14 protein-coding genes are annotated in these 18,084 nt (G+C 73.0%); 2 read left to right on the forward strand and 12 right to left on the reverse strand.

Going from position 1 to position 18,084, the window contains the following annotated elements; genetic code table 11:
* Positions 1–13 precede the first annotated feature (13 nt).
* Positions 14–1,525: a hypothetical protein gene (locus Q4V64_RS40580; protein ID WP_253266817.1), complete on the forward strand. Its 1,512-nt coding sequence runs from the start codon at positions 14–16 to the stop codon at positions 1,523–1,525.
* Between the two features lie 37 nt (positions 1,526–1,562).
* Positions 1,563–1,883, forward strand: coding sequence for a hypothetical protein (locus Q4V64_RS40585; RefSeq protein WP_124438413.1), 321 nt, complete (start codon positions 1,563–1,565; stop codon positions 1,881–1,883).
* 70 nt (positions 1,884–1,953) lie between these two features.
* Here Q4V64_RS40585 and Q4V64_RS40590 read toward each other — a convergent pair whose 3' ends face one another.
* The 12 genes from Q4V64_RS40590 to Q4V64_RS40645 all read right to left on the reverse strand — a co-directional run bounded on the left by Q4V64_RS40590 (position 1,954) and on the right by Q4V64_RS40645 (position 18,083).
* Positions 1,954–3,291, reverse strand: a complete 1,338-nt coding sequence (locus tag Q4V64_RS40590) for a protein kinase (RefSeq protein WP_124438412.1) — start codon at positions 3,289–3,291, stop codon at positions 1,954–1,956.
* Positions 3,292–4,197 (reverse strand): PP2C family serine/threonine-protein phosphatase, encoded by a 906-nt coding sequence (locus Q4V64_RS40595; RefSeq protein WP_124438411.1) that lies wholly within the window; start codon positions 4,195–4,197, stop codon positions 3,292–3,294. It abuts the gene before it with no gap.
* Positions 4,191–4,862, reverse strand: a complete 672-nt coding sequence (locus tag Q4V64_RS40600) for a tellurium resistance protein (RefSeq protein WP_124438524.1) — start codon at positions 4,860–4,862, stop codon at positions 4,191–4,193. The genes Q4V64_RS40595 and Q4V64_RS40600 overlap by 7 nt, the downstream gene beginning before the upstream one ends.
* A gap of 173 nt (positions 4,863–5,035) precedes the next feature.
* On the reverse strand, positions 5,036–6,676 hold the full coding sequence (locus tag Q4V64_RS40605) for a hypothetical protein (RefSeq protein WP_253266816.1): 1,641 nt from the start codon (positions 6,674–6,676) through the stop codon (positions 5,036–5,038).
* Positions 6,673–9,306, reverse strand: a complete 2,634-nt coding sequence (locus Q4V64_RS40610; protein ID WP_124438410.1) for a GTPase-associated protein 1-related protein — start codon at positions 9,304–9,306, stop codon at positions 6,673–6,675. Before Q4V64_RS40610 ends, Q4V64_RS40605 begins: the two co-directional genes overlap by 4 nt.
* On the reverse strand, positions 9,303–10,559 hold the full coding sequence (locus Q4V64_RS40615; protein WP_124438409.1) for a hypothetical protein: 1,257 nt from the start codon (positions 10,557–10,559) through the stop codon (positions 9,303–9,305). The genes Q4V64_RS40610 and Q4V64_RS40615 overlap by 4 nt, the downstream gene beginning before the upstream one ends.
* 2 nt (positions 10,560–10,561) lie before the next feature.
* On the reverse strand, positions 10,562–12,826 hold the full coding sequence (locus tag Q4V64_RS40620) for a hypothetical protein (protein ID WP_124438408.1): 2,265 nt from the start codon (positions 12,824–12,826) through the stop codon (positions 10,562–10,564).
* Between the two features lie 114 nt (positions 12,827–12,940).
* Positions 12,941–13,690 carry a sirohydrochlorin chelatase gene (locus Q4V64_RS40625; protein WP_124438407.1) on the reverse strand — a complete coding sequence of 250 codons (750 nt, stop codon included), beginning with the start codon at positions 13,688–13,690 and terminating at the stop codon, positions 12,941–12,943.
* A gap of 6 nt (positions 13,691–13,696) precedes the next feature.
* Positions 13,697–14,605 (reverse strand): ABC transporter permease, encoded by a 909-nt coding sequence (locus Q4V64_RS40630; RefSeq protein WP_124438406.1) that lies wholly within the window; start codon positions 14,603–14,605, stop codon positions 13,697–13,699.
* A complete protein-coding gene (locus tag Q4V64_RS40635; RefSeq protein WP_124438405.1) occupies positions 14,592–15,404 on the reverse strand; it encodes an ABC transporter ATP-binding protein in 813 nt (270 codons plus the stop codon). Before Q4V64_RS40635 ends, Q4V64_RS40630 begins: the two co-directional genes overlap by 14 nt.
* A 13-nt stretch (positions 15,405–15,417) precedes the next feature.
* On the reverse strand, positions 15,418–16,527 hold the full coding sequence (locus Q4V64_RS40640; RefSeq protein ID WP_124438404.1) for an aliphatic sulfonate ABC transporter substrate-binding protein: 1,110 nt from the start codon (positions 16,525–16,527) through the stop codon (positions 15,418–15,420).
* A 221-nt stretch (positions 16,528–16,748) separates the two neighbouring features.
* Entirely contained in the window at positions 16,749–18,083 is a 1,335-nt protein-coding gene (locus Q4V64_RS40645; protein ID WP_124438403.1) for a GTP-binding protein, read from the reverse strand.
* Position 18,084 lies beyond the last annotated feature (1 nt).

Consider the following 18,084-nt stretch of genomic DNA (forward strand, 5'->3'; position numbering starts at 1 on the left):
AGCGCGCGAGATCGTGGGGGAAGGGCAGGTCACCGTGGCGGGCAGAGCGTTGCCGTCGTTGCCGCAGTACCGCAAGGACGGAGTGACACGACGGCTGTGCGCGTCGGTCCATCTCGACGACGCGTTCGCCCACGAGGTCGACCGCGAACTCACCGGCGACCGGCTGACCGCGATCGGGCTGTCCCTCGGCATCAACTTCGTGGCCCTCGCCCGGCACGCGCGCGCGGCCGTACGCCGCCGCGCCGCGCTCGACCGCCAACTGGCCGGGCTGGGCGCCGCGTTGGTGACCGCCGTACTGGTCGCCCTCTGGGGACTCGTCAGCGGCCACGGATCGGTCGCCCAGGTCGGGATCTACGGCCCGCTGGGCGTCCTCGCGGCCGCGTGGTGGCTGGTCCACCGAGCGGAGTCCAGGGCCCGCGCGACGGCGCAGCACGTGTTCCGGGACCCGGACAAGGCGGAGACGCTCGCTCCGCCCGTGGAACCGCAGGCGGAGGCCTGGCTGCACGAGCTCAAGCGCGCCAACGTCCTGCCGTACGCCGACAGGGCGGCCCTCGACAATCCGTTCGTCGGCAGCGGCGACGAACTCAGGGAAGTCGTCTGGCAGCCCATCGACGTCAGCAAGCCCGCCGAGGCGCCGGGCGGCGGCAAGCTCCCGATGCGCCCCTTCGACGCGATCGACCTCCACACGTACGTGGCCCGCCAGATGGAGTCCATCTCCGGCCTGGACGGTCTGCGCGCCAGGAACCGGCTCTACGTCCTCGGCAGCCACGCCTATCTGCTGCCCGAACTGCTGCCCGACCGCACCCGGCGGCCGCGCGCCCAGATCCCCAAGCAGTTCGTCCAGGCGGGCCTGCAGAACCCCGGCGCCGGCATGCGGACCCACCTGTGCCTGGAGCGGGTCGGCGAGGGCGGGCGGCTCATCGTCTCCATGTACCTGCGGGCGATCCTCAACCGGCCCAGCCTGACCTGGGAGGTCTCCGTCTACGCGATTCCTCCGCTCGGCGCCCGCTTCTACCGGCTGGACCGGCTGCCGGTGGCCCGCTTCGACCGCTGGTGGAGCCTCGTCAGGTACGCCACCTCGTCCACCTGGCCCGAACTGCGCGGCGCCCCGCGGCGCATCCGTGCGCGGGCCCGGCAGCGGCGCGGCTCCGCCAAGTACCTGAGGAGACTGCGCCGGGACATCACCGACCAGCATGTGATCCACGACTGCGGCGCTCCCGGCAGCCTGCGCGAGCGGATCGGCGACTGGAGCCAGGCGGGCTACAACGAGCGCACCGACGCGGCGGACTTCCTGAACCGACTCCAGCAGGGCGTGCTCACAGCGACCGAGCGCTTCCTGAAGGACCACAACGTCGACACCAGCTCCTTCGACAAGGCGCAGCAGATCATCAACACCCAGACCTACAACATCAACAACGTCAACGGCCCGAGCAACATCGGCCCTCACGGCCAGATCAACAACCCGAACGGCCCACAGGGGAACGGGCCTTCGGGTCCGGGCGGCGGCACCCCGCCCAAGCCCTGACCCAAGCCCTGACCCGGGCCGGAACAGGAGTCGGCACATGAGCACGTACAACATCAACAACGTCAACGGCCCCGCCAACCTCGGCGACCACGGCCGTATCGAGGTCAACAACGGGATGGACGCGGCCGCCGTCCTGCGCGTGGCCGACCAGCTGGTGGAGCGGCTGCGCGGCGAGAACCCGGCGCTCGTCACTCAGGCGGAGGTCATCCAGGGCGAGCTGGTGCAGGCCGGGCAGGAGGGGCGGCCCGCCGACCGCGGCCGTATCCGCTCCGCCCTGGAGACCATCAGCATCGGCGTCGCGGCGGGCAGCGGCGGCCTCGCCCTCGCCCAGGAACTCGGCCGAATCCTCGGCCTGTGACGCCGGCCCCAGGTGTATTGATCACGAGCGCCTGTGACGCGGGGCGCCCCGCGTCACAGGCCGCCCGGGATCACTTCGCCCGGACCACCGCCCGCACCCCGGCCCCCAGATCCAGCTCCAGGCCTGAGCGCAGCGGAACCGTCTGGCCGGGGTCGATCTGCTGCGGGGTGCCGTCGGAGCGGGTGGCCGACCAGGGCTCCTTCGAGCGGTTGGTGATGCCGAAGCGGCCCGGCTTGGAGGGGTGTTCGACCAGCTCGGCGACCAGGGTCTCGTCGGAGCAGTCGTGCCGGGTCGGCTCCGGAAGGAGATGGTGGGCCTGCACCCGGGCCGCCCGCCGCAGCCGGATGTGGTGCTCCGCGCGCGGCGGCGGCGTGGTCACCGTCAGCCGCGGCGGCAGCACCAGCTGGGCGCCACAGCCCCAGCAGGCGCGCGCCGGCGGGTTCTCGCCCGGCTCCGTCATGTTCTGCCGCCCGCAGGAGGCGCACTCGACCACGGAGTCCAGCACCGCCCGCAGCGCGTCACGCCACTCCGACTCGCGCACCCGGGCCGCCGGGTCGCGCAGGCCGGTCGTGAAGCCGCGCCGGAACAGCTCCCGCAGCGTCCCGGCCGCCGCGTCCCAGGTGGCCAGCACGGTCGTGTGCTCCATCGGGTCGGGCGCGTTGGAGTCGTCGGCCGGGTCGAAGACGAACAGCGGGCTCTTGCCGTACAGCTTGCGCTCCGCCGCCTCGTCCAGGCAGTGGATGCCCAGCTCCCGCTTGCCCTTGAGCGGATGATGGTTCATCAGCAGCATGAACAGCAGCACGGCGAGCGAGTGCAGATCGGACTGGGTGCCCGGCCGCGCGCCCGGATCGCCGCGCACCAGCTCCGGCGCCATGAACTCCATCGTCCCCGAGATGCCGGTGGCGTCCCCCTCCACCACCGCGTTGTCGTTGTCGCACACCAGCACGTCACCGGTGTCCGGGTCGAAGAAGATGTTGCCCCAGGAGATGTCCCGGTAGGCGATCCCGCGCGAGTGCAGCGCCTGGTACGCCTCCACCGTGTACAGGCACGCCGTCAGCAACGCTCTCGTGCTGGTGCGCAGTTGGCGCCGGAACAGCGCGGGCAGTCCCTTGAAGCGCTGCGGACGCAGCCCCATCAGGTACCCGAACGAACCGCGGTACGCCGGCACGTACGCCTGTGGCCACAGGAACCGGTCGTCATCGAAGTCCCGGGACACCAGCTCCCGTACGATCGCCTCCTGGTCCGGCGTCGCGCACGTCGGGTAGTACCACTTGAGGGCCTTCTCCCCGCTCGGTGTCCTGACCCGGTACACCTCGCCCTGGCCGCCCGCGCCCAGCATGTCGACGACCTCGACCTCGTCGCCGTTCTCCGCGGTCAGGCGCATACCGCTGTCGAGCATGCCGCTCATCTACGTCTCCGTCTTCCGTTCCGTTTCCATGGGTTCCGTGGGGTCCATGGGGAGGGTGTCCCGTACCGCGTGCGTGCGGCGCAGCGCGGCCGTCAGGGTCGTGTCGTCCCCGGAGTACCGCGAGGCCTGCCGCAGCCAGCCGGGCAGCGCGGCCCGTACCTCCGCACTGCCCTCCGCGGTCAGGCGGCCGTCGAGACCCGTCACGAACTCCCGGTAGCCGTCGGCCGACGCGAAGCTCTTCGACAGCCCGTCCGTCGACAGCACCACCAGCCGCGGCGTGCGTGCCTCGTCGAACACCGGCGCCCAGTGCATCCGCATCGCCCGCCAGGCCTCACGGCCGCACAGGGACTCCGTCTCGTCGCCCAGGTCCTCCTGGGCGGGGGCCAGCGGCCGGCGCAGCGCGCCGTCGTGCTCGACCACCGCCAGGTCCCCGTCGCCGATCTGCCAGGCCACGAACAGCCACGGCGTGAGCACGGCACCGATCAGCGTCGTGCCGTACAGCACCAGCTTCTCGTCGCACGAAGGCTCCCGCGCCCCGTCGTCGGCCACCGGGCGGTGCCGCGTCCAGTGACCCAGCGCCGCCTCCCGCCAGTCGTGCACCAGGGCGCGCGGGAAGCCGTCCCGGGCATACGCCATCAGCCGTGCCAGCCGCCCGGGTTCATGGCAGTCGCGGGCCGCCCGGCCGAAGGAGGCCGCGAGGTTCGTGAAGCGGTCCACGGCGAACCGGGCACCGAGCTCGCTGCGCGCGTGCGCGGCCGAGCCGTGCCCGTCGGCCACCGCCAGGACGAGCGGGTCGTCGCCGGAACCGGCGCCCTCGCAGGCGTACCAGTCCTGGTTGCACCGCTTGCCGACGCCCTGGACGCTGTCGCCCAGCGTCTCCCAACGTCGCACCCCGAGCGTCACCACACGTCGTCGTCATCGTCGTCGTCCAGGACCGGCGGCGCGTACGGCTGCTTCACCATCGTGACGGCCGGGTCCGCCGAGCCCGCCACCGGCTGCGAGGCCGCCTTCACCGCCGCCGTGGACGCCCACCGGATGGCCGCCGCCAGCTGTTTGGGGCTGTTGGCGTCCAGCGGCTGGAGCTCGGGGTTGCCGAGGAACTCCTGCAGCACGCCACGGTCCGCGTCCGCGCCGATCGCGATGGCGACCCGCACCGCCTTGCGGCCCCACGGCGTCGCGTCGATCGCCTTCAGGCCCGCCTTCCAGTCGTCCGTGGGCACGCCGTCCGACACCAGCGCCAGCACCGGCTTCAGCGCCCGCTCCGGCATCGGCGGGCTCTGCAGCTCCCGCGAGACCAGGTTCAGCGCCTCGCCGAGGTTGGTCATACCGTCCACCTCGACGTCCTGCCAGGTGAAGTCGTCGACCGGGACCGGCGTCTGGTGGTGCCACCGGGCCGTGGTGGAGAAGGTGATGGTGCGCAGCAGCAGTTGCGCCGCGGGGTTGTCGTGCGCCACCGACCGCATCTCCGGAACGGCTTCCCGGATGGCGTAGTTGAGCCGGGCGATCTTCTCGCCCTGCATCGAGTACGAGCAGTCGAGGAGCCAGATGAAGTGAACCGGCCGGTTGGCCATGGGCCCGCCGGGAATGTCGCTCACTCGGTGTCCTTTCGTGGAGTGGTGAAGCGGTCTTTACGGCAGCAGCAGCCATACGGCGTACGCCGCGGCGCCCGTCGTCAGGACGAGGGAGGCGACGAACAGGCCCGCCGCCATCCGCCGTCCGCGTCCGATGGCTGGTGTCACCTTGGTCATGCCGGGCTCTTCTCCCGTTCGGTGTTCGCGCGCAGTCTGATCCTGCGCTCCTTGCCGCCGGCGCCGCCCGGCCCGAGCAGCGCACCGGTCCCGAGCCCCGAGGCCGCGAGCAGCCACAGCACCGGCTCGGCTGCCCGGCGCTGCTCGCTCTCCAGCGGGCCGGTCCCGGTGGCCGCACGGGCACTCACGGCCCAGTAACGCGCCGCACGGAAGTCGTGGCCGAGGGCCCGGACCAGCCCGCCGAGCCCGATCTCCGCCAGCCAGCCGTCGATCCGCGCACCGGGCACGGGCAGCGAGACCAACTGGTCGAGGACGTCCCGCTTGGTGACGACGGCGGCCACGGACAGCCGTCCGCGCCGGCCGGTCAGGGCCGCGAGCTCGCCCGTCAGGCGCTGGTACGTCTCCCACGGCCCCTGCGCCGAGGGGCGCGCCGCCCCGGCCCGCGCGGCGTCGTCGGCGCCGAGCCGGCCCCGCACCTTGGGATCGGCCAGCACGTCGGCGACGAGCACGACGCCGTCCGCGTGCGCGAGGTACTGCTGGGCCCGCACCCGCTCGGCGTCGCTCACCGACTCGCCCATCGGGTCGTACAGATACAGCAGCCTGCGCCGCCGCCCGCGGCTCACGGTCAGCATCAGGGCGCGCGGCTGCCCGCCGGTCGTCGCGTGCGCCCAACCGGTGCTGTTCAGCTCCTGGCTGAGGTCGACGTGCGCGCGGCGGTCGTCGGCGGAGGCGTACTCGACCGTGAGGTCGCCGCGCCGCGCCCAGGCGTGCAGCCCCTCCACCATGGCCGCCATCAGCATCGTCTTGCCGGACGAGGTGCCGCCGACGAGCGGCGCGTGCACGACGCGCGTGGTGCCGACCGTCTCCGGCAGGTACCGGTCGCAGTGCGGGCACAGGGCCGTCAGCCGCTCCCGCCCCGCGAGCCGGGTCGCAGGCAGCCGGTGCCCACACGTGCAGACGTGCCACAGCACGCCGTACCGGCCGGGCCGCAACTCACCGTGCGGCGCCCGGCAGTTCGGGCAACGATGCACGGCCAGCGGGACGGGCCGGTAGCAGCCGGGGTAGGGGCACTTGACGCGGATGCCCCGGGCCAGCGCCCAGCCGCGCTCCACACCCCGCAACACCGGCACGGCCGCCGCGCAGCCCAGCCACACCAGGGCGAGCAGCAGCGCGAAGACGGCCAGTACGGCGCCGAGCAGGACGGTGGCGACCACGGCGGCCACGAACGCGCCCACGACCGTGCCGGGCGCCACGAACACCATCATGAGCAAGCGGGTGGCCGGCATCTCGCCGGGCTTGCCGGAGGGGCGCCGGCCGCGGAACAGGTTCCGGGTGATCCGCTCCAGCCACGGGTCGGAGAACGCCGTCCAGATCACCCGCATCCCGTAGCCCGCGGCCGACACCGCGTCCACGCGCAACTGCCGCCACCAGTACCCGAGATGAGCGGGCTCGCCCGGTCCGACGAGCGGTACGCGGTGGTCGGCGCGGCCGGTCTGCCAGGGCCCGAGCCCGCGCCAGACGGCGCTCCCACCGATCCACAGGAACTGCCACAGCGCGCTGCCCAGACACACCCCGGCGGCGACGAGCGCGGTCCAGCCGAACACCGGGAACACCGCTGTCATGACGTTGACGCTCATCTGTGGCCTCCCCCGGACGGCGGCTCGATGTCCCCGGGCCATCCGGCGGCCGGCTCGGCGCGCCGGCCGCGCCCGGACAGCCGTCCCGCGAGCCGCCCGAGCGCGCCGGGACGGTTCCAGGAACGCCACGCGTCGAGCTTGCCCCGCCCCGCGCGGCCCAGCGCCGCCTCGATCTCGGCGTGGTCCTCGGCGGGCAGTACCCGCACGACCGGCCGCAGCACCTTGGTCAGCAGGGTGGTGCGCGTGGCGTCCCAGTCGGGGTGGGTGCCGGGGTAGGCGCTCCAGTCGCAGAAGCGGGCGGCGACGTACGACGGCACGGTCCGCAGCCGGTCGCCCACGCGGTCCGAGCGCCCGACGCGCTCGTACGCCGCGAGCAGGCCGGGCTCGGCCGACCTGGCCAGGGAGTAGACCTCGTTCTCGGGAGCCGTCCCCTCCAACAGCCGCCGGGCGAGCGCGCCGTGGACCCGCTCGGTCACCGTGTCCGGAACGGGTTCGGTCGCCGAGTCCCGCAGCGCCAGCACCCGGTCGACCCACTGCTCGCCCTCGCCCTCGGTGCCGAGCAGGCCCGCGAACTCCAGCAGGAGCAGGGCCGAACGCTGCCCGGGCCGCAGTTCCGTACTGAAGCAGCGCAGCAGGTCGGTGGCGAGGACCGGGACGCCGGGGTCGTCCGCGGGCGCGGCGAGGGCGGCCTCGATCAGCAGGTCCCGGGTGCCGGCCGCGCGGTGGGTGTCGGAACCCAGCTGGTTCAGCAGCAGGCTCGCCTCCTGCCCGGACGGCAGCGCGCCGGCCCACACCAGCCCGAGCGCGGTGCGCAACACGGCCGTGTCGGCGTGCGGGGAGACCCCCGCGGTCCGCAGGACGCCGTGGAAGCGCGCGAGCCGGTCGCCCGGGGCGTCGGAGGGCGTCGCCGTGACGCACATGCGCAGGTGCGGGAAGCCGGGCTGCAGTGTGACGGGCAGTTCCGACCCGGCCAGCTTCCGGGCGGCGACCACCGGATCGGCGGCGGCCAGCGCGTCCAGAGCACCGAAGAGCGCGATACGCAGGGCGGGGTGCCCGTGCACGGCGTCGAGGAGAGCGGGCGGGCAGGGGGCGGCGATGCCGTCTTCGCGGCCTGCCACGCCGGAGGCCCCGTCCGAGTCCTCGCCCACCAGCTCCCGCGCCAGCCGTCCGGCCAGGTCCGGGAGCAGGTCCTGGCAGTCGATGTCCAGCAGGTCGGCGACGTGCAGCAGGGCGAGCGGCCGTCCGGCGGCCGGTTCGTGCGGGTCCGCGAGGCCGGCGCGCAGCGCGGGTGCCAGCTCACGGGCGAGATCGGCGCGCGCCTGCGGGGTGAGCGACCCGGCGCCGAGCGTGGGCACGGGCCCGCGGCCGAGCACGGCCGAGGCCAGCACGCGGGCGGCGAGCGGAGCGGACACGGCCGTCGGCACCTGCCCCTCGAGTCGCGCCAACAGCGCGCCCAGAGCGGTCTGTTCGTCGTCCGGGGGAGGGGGCGCGGGAGTGTCGACGGCCGTGGCCGACGGGGCCCGTGCCACCGAGCCCGGGTGCGGGACGGCATGATGCGGTACGTCATCGTGCGCGGCCTCGGCACCAGGACGCCGTACGTCAGCACGCTCGAGCCCGGCACCGAGCCGCCGTACGCTCCCGACACCCCCCGCACAGAGCCCCTCCACCAGCGCGCCCAGCGTCGCGTCGGGCAGTGTGTCCGCGTGGTCGGCCGCCCAGCGTGCGGCGACCGCGCGGGCGTCGGTGCGCAGGGCGATGCCCGAGGTGAGCGCGGCCACGGCGAGGGGGCCGAGGTCCTCGGCGTCGCGGAACAGCTCGGGCCGCCCGGCACACCAGATCCGGGCGCACACGTCCGCCCAGACGTCCGTGACCGGCTCGGACGGCGCATGCCCGGTGCAGTCGTGCACCCGGTAGCGGTGGTCGTGGGCGACCGACTCCGACGACGGCAGCGCGCCGATGATCTGCTGGCGGGCCTGCTGCGGGCGGCGCGTGTACGTGGTGAAGGTCAGCCGGTGCGCCTGTTCGCGCGGCAGCACCGTACAGGCGAGCGCGATCCACTGGGCCACGTCGGCGCTGTCGTGCTCCACGATCACGAGCTGTCCGGTGTCCGGGTCCGCCGCGAGAGCCCGCAGATCGGCGAAGAAGGCCGCGAGCCGATCCGCCCGGGACACCGCGAACGCGACCAGCCCCTCCTTGCGGAGCAGGCCGGACGGCTCGAAGCGGTCGACCGGCTCGGGCCGGCCGCCCGGGGGAGTGGCGTCGGCCCAGCGTGGTGACTCCCACGCGGTGATGGGCAGGGCACCGTCCGGCAGCCGCGTCCCGGCGGGCAGATGGACGGCGTGCGCGTGGAAGTTGCCCCAACGCCCGCTGTAGTCGGCCCCGGTGTACACGCTGCGGCTCAGCAGCCGCCCTCCGTCGGCGAGTTCGCTGAAGCTGAAGGCCTTGGGGAAGTTCTTGAGCTGTTCGGCGTCGGGCCGGGCCGGGAAGTCACGCGGTGGCTCGTACCCGATCACCTGTTCCGCCTCCCGCAGCAGCCCCTGCGGGACGCCCGCGCTGACCGCGGTGAACCGGAAGCCCGACCCGTCGGGTCCGGGCGGAGCCGAGGTGTAGTGCAGCTGGGCGAGGGTCACTTGACTCGTCCCTTCCCCGTGGCGCGGACCGGCAGCAGCCCGCGCTGGGCGAGCAGCCACAGCAGCGGATCCTCCACCCGCACCGGCTGCGGCCCCGACTTGGGTACGTCCGCGGGGGCGTCCGCGGGCGGTGGCGCCCCGAGCGCCGAGAGGCCGAACAGCGACAACCGGGCGAAGTCCAGCTCGAGTTGGCGCAGCAGCGCGCCCGAGTCCCAGTCCGTCATCAGGGAGCGGATCTCCTCGTGCACGGCGAGCCGGTCGTCCTCGTCGAAGGCGCCGTCCGTGTGCGGGGCGTTGTGCAGCAGCGGCGAGTGCGGGTCGAGCAGGGACCCCAGCATGTCCGTCTTGGTGATGGCCACCGCGATCGGCGTGGCGACCCGGCCCCGCGAACCGCCCTTGCCGTGGGCGCGCAGCTGTACGGCCAGGTCGGCGGCGATCTGCTGCGGAGGCGTCTCCACCACGGGCAGCTCGGGCCCGTCGGTGACGGGCAACCGGTCGCGCACGGAGCCGAGTTGCAGCGGATCGACCAGCAGGACGATGCCGTCGGCGGCGCTGAGATAACGGGTGTAGCGGTCCATGGCCTCGGCGCCGGCGAGATCCTCGCCGGCCGCGTCGAAGAACACCAGCGTGGTGTGCCGGGTGCCGCTGCCCAGTCTGCCGCGGCGGGGCACGCTGAGCCGGTACAGGAGCGGGTCGTTGAAGCCGAGGGCGGCCGGCCGGGTGGCGTCCGGCAGTCGCAGCCGCTCGTACAGGTCCTCGGCCATCTCCTTGTCCCGCTGCTGCGTGCTCTGTCCCATCGCCGCCAGGGAGGCTCCGTAGGCCTGACCGACGCGCTGGTTCAACTCGTTGACCAGGACGGAGACATAGGTGCTCTTGCCCGAGGCCTTCGGCCCGACCAGGGCGATGATGCGGCTGTCCTGGTCGCAGTAGTCGCTCGGCAGGTCGTTGTGGCAGGACCCGCACACCCGGACGGTCGTGCCCACCCCGCACCCGGGGCACGGCACGCTGCTGCCGGCCGAGCCGCCGCGCAGCCCGGACGCGAGCGCGCCCACGCCCCGCGCCGGGGTGAAGACGGGCCCGCGCATCCGCATCGCGGGCGGCACGCTCGGCCCCATGAACCCCGCCCAGACGTCGTCGCGTTCGGGGCCGCAGGGCGAGCCGCCGCGGACGCCGTTCGGGCTCATCAGACAGCGGTAGGGCAGCTTGGCCGCCGACGCGCGGGCGAAGCAGTAGGGACAGATGACGGTCGTCATGCTCAGCGCACCACCAGGGTCGCGGGGGAGGGTTCTTCGAGTCGCACCGAGGCCGCCCGCTCGCCCAGCAGGAAGCCGCGCAGCGTGTACGGCGCCGGGCAGGGCGCGGGCGGCAGCTCCAGCTCGACCGTGCCGTGGCGGGTGAGATCGGTACCGGGGACGCGCAGCACGGTAGTGCCATCGGCCGCGTTCCGGGGCCGCAGGGTGCCGCTCCGGGCGACGCACACGAACTCGGGCGCGTCCGGCGGGGCGCCGCCCGGCGCGGAGAGCGTGACCCGCAGCCGGGCGGCCCGGCCCCGACCGAGCAACCGGCGTGGCGCGCGGACCAGTTGATAGCCGATGGCCGCATCGGGCGGCAGCACCACCTCGGCGACGGGAGCCGGTACGACGACGGCCCCGGGGTCCCGGGGCGCGGCCACGACGCGGACACGGACGCCCCCGGGGCCGACCGGCAACCGCAGTCCGCCTCGGCGGTAGGCGTGGGCGGTCACGGTTCGGGTGCGGCCGGCGGGCTCGGTGACCCTCTGGGTGCCGGCCCGCGTAGCCCCGCCCGGCTCCGCCGGCTCCTCCGTCAGGTCTGCCCAGCTGACGGTGAGATGACCGGCCCCGTCCGGCCAGTCGAGGCTGACCCGGGCCTGTCCGTCCGGCAGCCGTCGGGCGGCCAGGCCCCTCACGTGCGCGAGCGCCTCGACGTCGACGACGGGTCCGGCCAGCGCGCGCTCGCCGAGCACGGCGACGGCGGCGACCCGGGCGTACGCGCCGGGCGGCGGGCACAATGCCCGGACGTTGTCAGGCTTGTCCGGCCAGGGCAGCCGCGGCGGCAGGTCCGACGTGCGCAGCTCGGTGCCGGGCCGAGGAGCCTCGCCGGGCCATTCCACCAGGCGGACCTCCGCATCCCGGCCACCGGTCCAGTCGAAGCACACGCCCGTATCCTCGGGGCGTGCGGTGAGCGTACGGACCGGATCGGGCCAGGGGTGCACCGTACGGGTGACGCGGATGCCCGGCGAGTAGACCAGGTCTCCGCCAGGAACCCGGTATCCGCACGCGATCCGGAACGCGTGGACGCCGGTCGGCAAGCCGGTCGCGGTGAACCCCTCGGGACGGGAGCCCAGCGGCTCGGCCGCACCGGAGGACGGCCCCGTGTGCTCGACCGCCACCTCGACGGCACCCGGCGGCCGCCGCCACGAGCAGTCGACGCGCTCCGGCCCGTCCGTCAGGCTCACCTCGGTCACCTCCGGGGCGACCAGCACCCGGTGCGACACGAGCGGCGGCCCGTCCACGCGTCCGTCCCGCAAGGGCAGGGCGGCATAGCGGACCGTCGTGCCGAGGGCGGCCTCCTCGTCCCGGGCCGTGCCGCCCCGCGCGGAGACCTCGCGCACCCGGTGCGCACCCTGTTCGGTGCGGTACAGGCACAACAGCCGCCAGTCGCGGTCCGCGACCCCCTGTGGGTCCCAGGCCAACTCGACGCGATCGGCGGCGAGTTCGGCGTGCAGAGGAGCCCGTCGGCCACCGCGCGGCCGGTGCAGGCGGACCAGTCCGCCCAGCGCCCGCCGGTCGTCCGCGGCCTCCCGCAGCGCACGCAGGAACTGAGCACTCGCCGCCTCCGTGTCCCCGCGTTCCTCGGCGCCGCGGGCCGCGAGCAGGGCCGCGTCCACCGCGGCCAACCGAGCGGTCAGCGCCGTACGCACCGCCTCCAGGCCCGCGTCACCGCCGCCCGTCGGCAGTCGCTCCAGCAGGCCGCGCACCCGGTGCAGCCGATCACGCTCCCAGGCGTCGGCGACGGATTCCGCGGCACCGCGCTGCCGCGGGGTGAGGACGGGCCGCAGTCGAGCCGCCGCCACCATCCCGGCCACCTCATCGGCGTGAATCCCCAACTCGGCGGCAACCCGGGGCCGTTCCGCCTCCGGACGGTCCTGCAACAGGCCGATCAGCTGATACAGCACCACCCGGCGCAGCGCCGACGGATCGCGCCGGTGCAGCCCGGCCAGCAACCCCGCGAGCCCGGCCGTCGCAGTAGCCGCACGAGCGAGGTCGTCCAGCAAAGGGCCGTCCACCCGCCGCGCACCGCGCGGCCCGGACGGCACGTACAGCCCGTCGAGAACCCGCAGCCCGCCACCCGAACCGGTCAGCGCCTCACCGAGGTGCCGTAATCCGGCCGCCTGCTGGGCGGCGGTGAGCTCGGCGTACGCGGGGACGAGGGGGCTCAGCGGCAGCCCGGTGAGCGCCTGCGGCAGCCCCAGGTGATGCCCGAACTCCCGACCCGCCACGTGCGCCGCTCTCCCCCGACCGATTCTTCGAGGGACCATCCCAGCAGATCTCCGGCCGGGACGAGGCGACTTTTCCGGAATCCGAGCAGGTCGGAAAGTCAGGAAGACCGCACGTCAGGCACTGACCGCGGCCGCCATCGGCATCCGCGCCGCGTCGTACCGCTCCAGCAGCACCCGCGCCACCTCCGGCGCCGGCCCGAGCACCGCGGCCAGTACGTCCGCCTCGGCGGCGCCCCGCGCGATGCGGTCGGGAAGAAACCCCGGGGCGAGGACGTACGGCGCGACCGCGACCTTCGAGCAGCCCAGCGCCCGAAGCGACCGCACCGCGTCCTCGGTGCGGGGAAGGGATGCGGAGGCGAACGCAGGCCGCACGGCGCACCAACCGGTGTGCCGCCACTCCCGCGCGATTTCAGCGATCACTGCGATCGCCTCCGGGTCGGTGGACCCCGCCGAGGCCAGCACGACCCCGGTCGAGGACTTGTCGGCGGGCGTCAACCCCGCCTCGTACAGACGCCGCTCCAGAGCGGTCAGCAGCAGCGGCGACGGGCCGAGCACCTCCGCCTGCCGGATCCGCAGCCGCGACGGCGCGTCCCGCAGTACGGCGGGGATGTCCGCCTTCGCGTGGAAGGCGCGCGTCAGCAACAGCGGCAGGGCTACGACGTCCCGCACACCCTCCGCCGCCAGGGCCTCCAGCACGCCCCGCACGGAAGGGACGTTGAAGTCCAGGAAGCCGGTCTCCACCCGCAGGCCGGGCCGCAGCCGCCGTACGCGACGCACCAGGGCGTGCACGGTAGCGGCATGCCGCGGATCACGGCTGCCGTGGGCGACCACCACGAGGACGGGTTGAACCGGCTTCCGATACATGGGACTTCAGCTCTTCACCAGCAGACCGCGGCTGCGCAGCACCCACCGCTCCAGCGGGCTGAAGATCAGCAGGTCGATGGCGATGCCGACGAACAGGATGAGCAGGATGGCCTCGAACACCATGGCCATGTCGCTGGCGTTGCGGCCGTTCTCCAGCAGCTGGCCGAGGCCGACGCCGAGGTCGGGGAAGGACGCGATGATCTCGGCCGCCATCAGCGACCGCCAGGAGAACGCCCAGCCCTGCTTCAGACCGGCCACATAGCCGGGCAGCGCGGCCGGCAGCGTGATGAACCAGGTGCCCTTCAGTCCCGTCGCCCCCATCGTGCGGCCCGCGCGCAGGAACAGCGGCGACACCTGGTCGACGCCGGACACCAGGCCGTTGGCGATGGAGGGCACGGCGCCGAGCAGGATCACCGCGTACATCATCGAGTTGTTCAGGCCCAGCCAGAGCACGGCCGGCGGCACCCAGGCCACCGACGGCAGCGACTGCAGGCCGGACAGGATCGGGCCGATGGCCGCACGCACGAACTTCACCCGGGCCACCAGCAGACCCAGCGGGGTGCCGATGACCAGCGCGAACAGGAAGCCCAGCAGACCGCGCGAGACGCTGGTCCAGATGTAGCCGAGCAGCTCGCCCTGCAGCCACGCCTGGTGCACGACGTTCCACACGTCGCCCGGTGAGGCCATCTTCGTCGGGTCGTCGACGACGTGGTAGGTGATCTGCCAGCCCACCAGGACCACCGCGATCGCGATGATCGGCGGCATGATCTTGTTGACGAAGGTCTGCCGGAAGGGCGTACGGCCGGTGACCGAGACCTCCAGGGCGTCCAGACCCGCCTCCAGGCCGTCCAGCCCGTACCCCTGGGCGTTGCCCCGGGGCTTTCCCTCGGTGCTCTTGGTCTCAGTGCTGGCCATGGCGGCGGATCTCCCCACGCAGTACTTCGGTGATCTCGACGGACAGCTCCGCGACGGGGGCGTCCTCGATGCGGCGCGGCTGCGCAATGTCCACGGTCCACTCGCGCGCGATCCGGCCCGGCCGGGAGGACAGCAGGACGACCCGCTGGGCGAGCCGTACCGCCTCGCGCACGTTGTGCGTGACGAAGAGGACGGAGACCCCGGTCTCCGCCCAGATCCGGGTGATCTCGTCGTGCAGCACGTCCCGCGTGATGGCGTCCAGCGCGGCGAACGGCTCGTCCATCAGCAGCAGCTTGCTCTCCTGCGCGAGCGCGCGGGCCAGTGCGACGCGCTGGCGCATACCGCCCGACAGCTCGTGCACCCGCTTGCCGTACGCGCCCTTCAGCCGGACGAGTTCGAGCAGCTCCTCCGCCTTCTCGCGCCGCTCGTTCTTCGGAACTCCCCGGAGCCTGAGGGCGAGTTCGATGTTCTTGCCCGCGGTCAGCCACGGGAAGAGGGCGTGCTCCTGGAACATCAGCGCCGGGCGGCCGTCCGTCGTGATGCCGCCCGCGCTGGGCTCGTCGAGCCCCGCCACCAGGTTCAGCAGCGTGGACTTGCCGCAGCCCGAGGCACCCAAGAGGGTGACGAACTCGCCCGGAGTGACATCGAGGTTGATGTCGTCCAGCACGAGCTGCTGCCCGGCGGGGCCCGCGAACGACTTCGAGACGTGCTCGATGCGGGCGGCGTACTCGGCGGTCTCGGTACCGTCGGCGGCCTTGGCGAGGGTCGTGGCCATGGTCGTCACCTCCTGGGAACTCATCGGGGTCGTTCGATCAGCCGACGCCGAGACCGGCGTCGTCGACCGGGCTTGCGCCCTCGGCCTTGAGGACCTTGTTGAGCAGCGTGAGGTCGTAGATGCCCTTCAGGTCGGGCTTCTGAAGCAGGCCGGCCTTGACCGCGTGCTCCGCCTCGGTGTTGAGGGTGGAGGCCAGCGGGTCGTCGGTGAACTGGATCGACTTCCAGGCCGGGTCCAGGACGTCCGCCGGGAGGGCCTTGCCGGAGTCGGTCTCCAGCTGCTTGTTCGCCGAGGCCTTCGCCTCGTCCGGGTGCGCGTTGATCCACTTGTTGGTCTCGACCGAGGCCTTCAGCACCGCCTCGACGGCCTTCGGGTGCTGCTTGAGGAATTCCTGCCGCACGATGATGTTCGTGATCACGAACTTCTTGTCCGGCCACAGCGTCGCCTCGTCCAGCAGCACCTTGCCGCCCTCGGCGACCAGCTTCGACGCGGTCGGCTCCGGCACCCAGGCACCATCGACGGAACCGGCCTTGAAGGCGTCCGGGGTGACCTTGTTGTCACTGCGTACGACCGTGACGTCGCCCTCGCCGCTCTGCGGGTCGACCTTCCATCCTTGGTCCGCGATCCAGTTGAGGAAGGCCACGTCCTGCGTGTTGCCCAGCTGGGGAGTGGCGATCTTCTTGCCCTTGATGTCCTTCAGGGACTTGATCTTGTCCGGATTGACCACGAGCTTCACACCGCCGGACGCCGAACCGCCGATGATGCGCAGGTTCTTGCCCTGGGACTTGACGTAACCGTTGATCGCCGGGGAGGGGCCGATCCAGCCGATGTCGAGGGAACCCGAGTTGAGCGCCTCGATCTCGGAGGGGCCGGCGTTGAAGATCGCGGGGTCGACCTTGGTGGCCCCCAGCTCCTTCTGGAAGAAGCCCTTCTGCATTCCGACCAGCGCGGTCGCGTGGGTCAGGTTGCCGAAGTAGCCGATCTTGACGGAGTCGAGACCGTCGATCTTCTTCGCCCCGGCGGCGACCTTGGCGGTGCCGTCGTCCTTGGCCTGGGAGCCGTAGCCGCAGGCGGCGAGGGCGAGCAGGGGGAGCGTGGCGATCGCGATCATCCCGCGGCGCAGGAAGGCGGATCGGTTGGCAGGCACGGGAGGTGTTCCTCTCGTTGGCCCGGCGGTCACGGTCTCAGGTCGTGGCCGGGAGCTCGGCAGGTTTTCGTCTACGGCGGTGGGGGGTGCGGGCGCGCGAGCGGTGCGCGTACGTCAGCGCACACATCGCGCCACTCCGCCCTGCCCGCTGCCGAGAGCACCGCTGCCGACGCGGCCGCCCTCCTTCGCGAACGTGGAGTAGTAGTCGGTGGAGTTCATGCTCAGAAGTCCCACCCGTCGTCCTCGGCCGCGTCCTTGACGGGCTCCGGGGAGGCGAACGACTCGCCGACCATGCCGGCGGTGAGCGTGGTGCCGTCGTTCGGGTCGATGAGGATGAACGAACCGGTGCGCCGCGAGTCGGCGTAGGAGTCGACCGGCAGCGGCTCGGCGGTACGGATCTTCACCCGGCCGATGTCGTTGGCGACGAGCTGCCCCGGGTGCGGGTGCAAGGACAGGTCGGCGAGCGTGAGCCGGGACGGGATGTCCTTCACGATCGCCTTGACCGTGCGGGTGCCGTGCTTGAGCAGCACGCGGTGGCCGACGGTGAGCGGCGCGTCGGCCACGTGGCAGACGGTGGCCTCGATGTCCTGGGTGGTCGGCGGCGCGTCCTTGCTGGGCACGATCAGGTCGCCGCGCGAGATGTCGATGTCGTCCTGAAGCAGGAGAGTGACCGACTGCGTGGTCCAGGCGACGTCGACCGGCTCGCCCAGGAGGTCGATGCCGGAGATCTTCGTCGAACGGCCGGACGGCAGGACCGTGATCTGCTCGCCGACGTGGAAGGAACCCGCCGCGATCTGGCCCGCGTAGCCCCGGTAGTCCGGGTTCTCGGCGGTCTGCGGCCGGATCACGTACTGCACGGGAAGGCGGGCGTGGCAGTGGCTCAGGTCGTGGGCGACCGGGACCGTCTCCAGGTGCTCCAGGACGGTCGGGCCGCCGTACCAGTCCATGTTCGCGGACGGTTCCACGACGTTGTCGCCGGCCAGCGCCGAGATCGGGATCGCGGTGACCTCCGGGACGCCCAGTTCGAGCGCGTACGCCGTGAACTCCTCGGCGATCGCGGCGAACACGGACTCCTGGTAGTCGACCAGGTCCATCTTGTTCACGGCGAGGACCACGTGCGGCACCCGCAGCAGCGCGGCGAGCGCGGCGTGCCGGCGGGTCTGCTCGACGACGCCGTTGCGGGCGTCGATCAGGATCACCGTCAGCTCGGCGGTGGAGGCGCCGGTGACCATGTTGCGGGTGTACTGCACATGGCCGGGGGTGTCGGCGAGGATGAACCGCCTGCGCGGGGTGGCGAAGTAGCGGTAGGCCACGTCGATCGTGATGCCCTGCTCGCGCTCGGCCCGCAGCCCGTCAGTAAGCAGCGCCAGGTCGGGACCTTCCTGACCGCGGTCCGCGGAGGCGCGCTCCACCGCCTCCAACTGGTCGGTGAGGATCGACTTGGAGTCGTGCAGCAGGCGTCCGACGAGCGTGGACTTGCCGTCGTCGACGGAGCCCGCGGTGGCGAACCGCAGCAGGGTGGTGGCCGAGAGTTCCTCGGTCGTGAGCGTGCTCATG

The organism is Streptomyces sp. NL15-2K, assembly GCF_030551255.1.
Taxonomy (GTDB): domain Bacteria; phylum Actinomycetota; class Actinomycetes; order Streptomycetales; family Streptomycetaceae; genus Streptomyces.

Bases quoted from the DNA above. Each gene is read 5' to 3' on its own strand.
- Q4V64_RS40585 (WP_124438413.1), top strand. From the start codon at position 1,563: ATGAGCACGTACAACATCAACAACGTCAACGGCCCCGCCAACCTCGGC.
- Q4V64_RS40590 (WP_124438412.1), bottom strand. From the start codon at position 3,291: ATGAGCGGCATGCTCGACAGCGGTATGCGCCTGACCGCGGAGAACGGC.
- Q4V64_RS40600 (WP_124438524.1), bottom strand. From the start codon at position 4,862: ATGGCCAACCGGCCGGTTCACTTCATCTGGCTCCTCGACTGCTCGTAC.
- Q4V64_RS40605 (WP_253266816.1), bottom strand. From the start codon at position 6,676: ATGAGCGTCAACGTCATGACAGCGGTGTTCCCGGTGTTCGGCTGGACC.
- Q4V64_RS40615 (WP_124438409.1), bottom strand. From the start codon at position 10,559: ATGACGACCGTCATCTGTCCCTACTGCTTCGCCCGCGCGTCGGCGGCC.
- Q4V64_RS40625 (WP_124438407.1), bottom strand. From the start codon at position 13,690: ATGTATCGGAAGCCGGTTCAACCCGTCCTCGTGGTGGTCGCCCACGGC.
- Q4V64_RS40630 (WP_124438406.1), bottom strand. From the start codon at position 14,605: ATGGCCAGCACTGAGACCAAGAGCACCGAGGGAAAGCCCCGGGGCAAC.
- Q4V64_RS40635 (WP_124438405.1), bottom strand. From the start codon at position 15,404: ATGAGTTCCCAGGAGGTGACGACCATGGCCACGACCCTCGCCAAGGCC.
- Q4V64_RS40645 (WP_124438403.1), bottom strand. From the start codon at position 18,083: ATGAGCACGCTCACGACCGAGGAACTCTCGGCCACCACCCTGCTGCGG.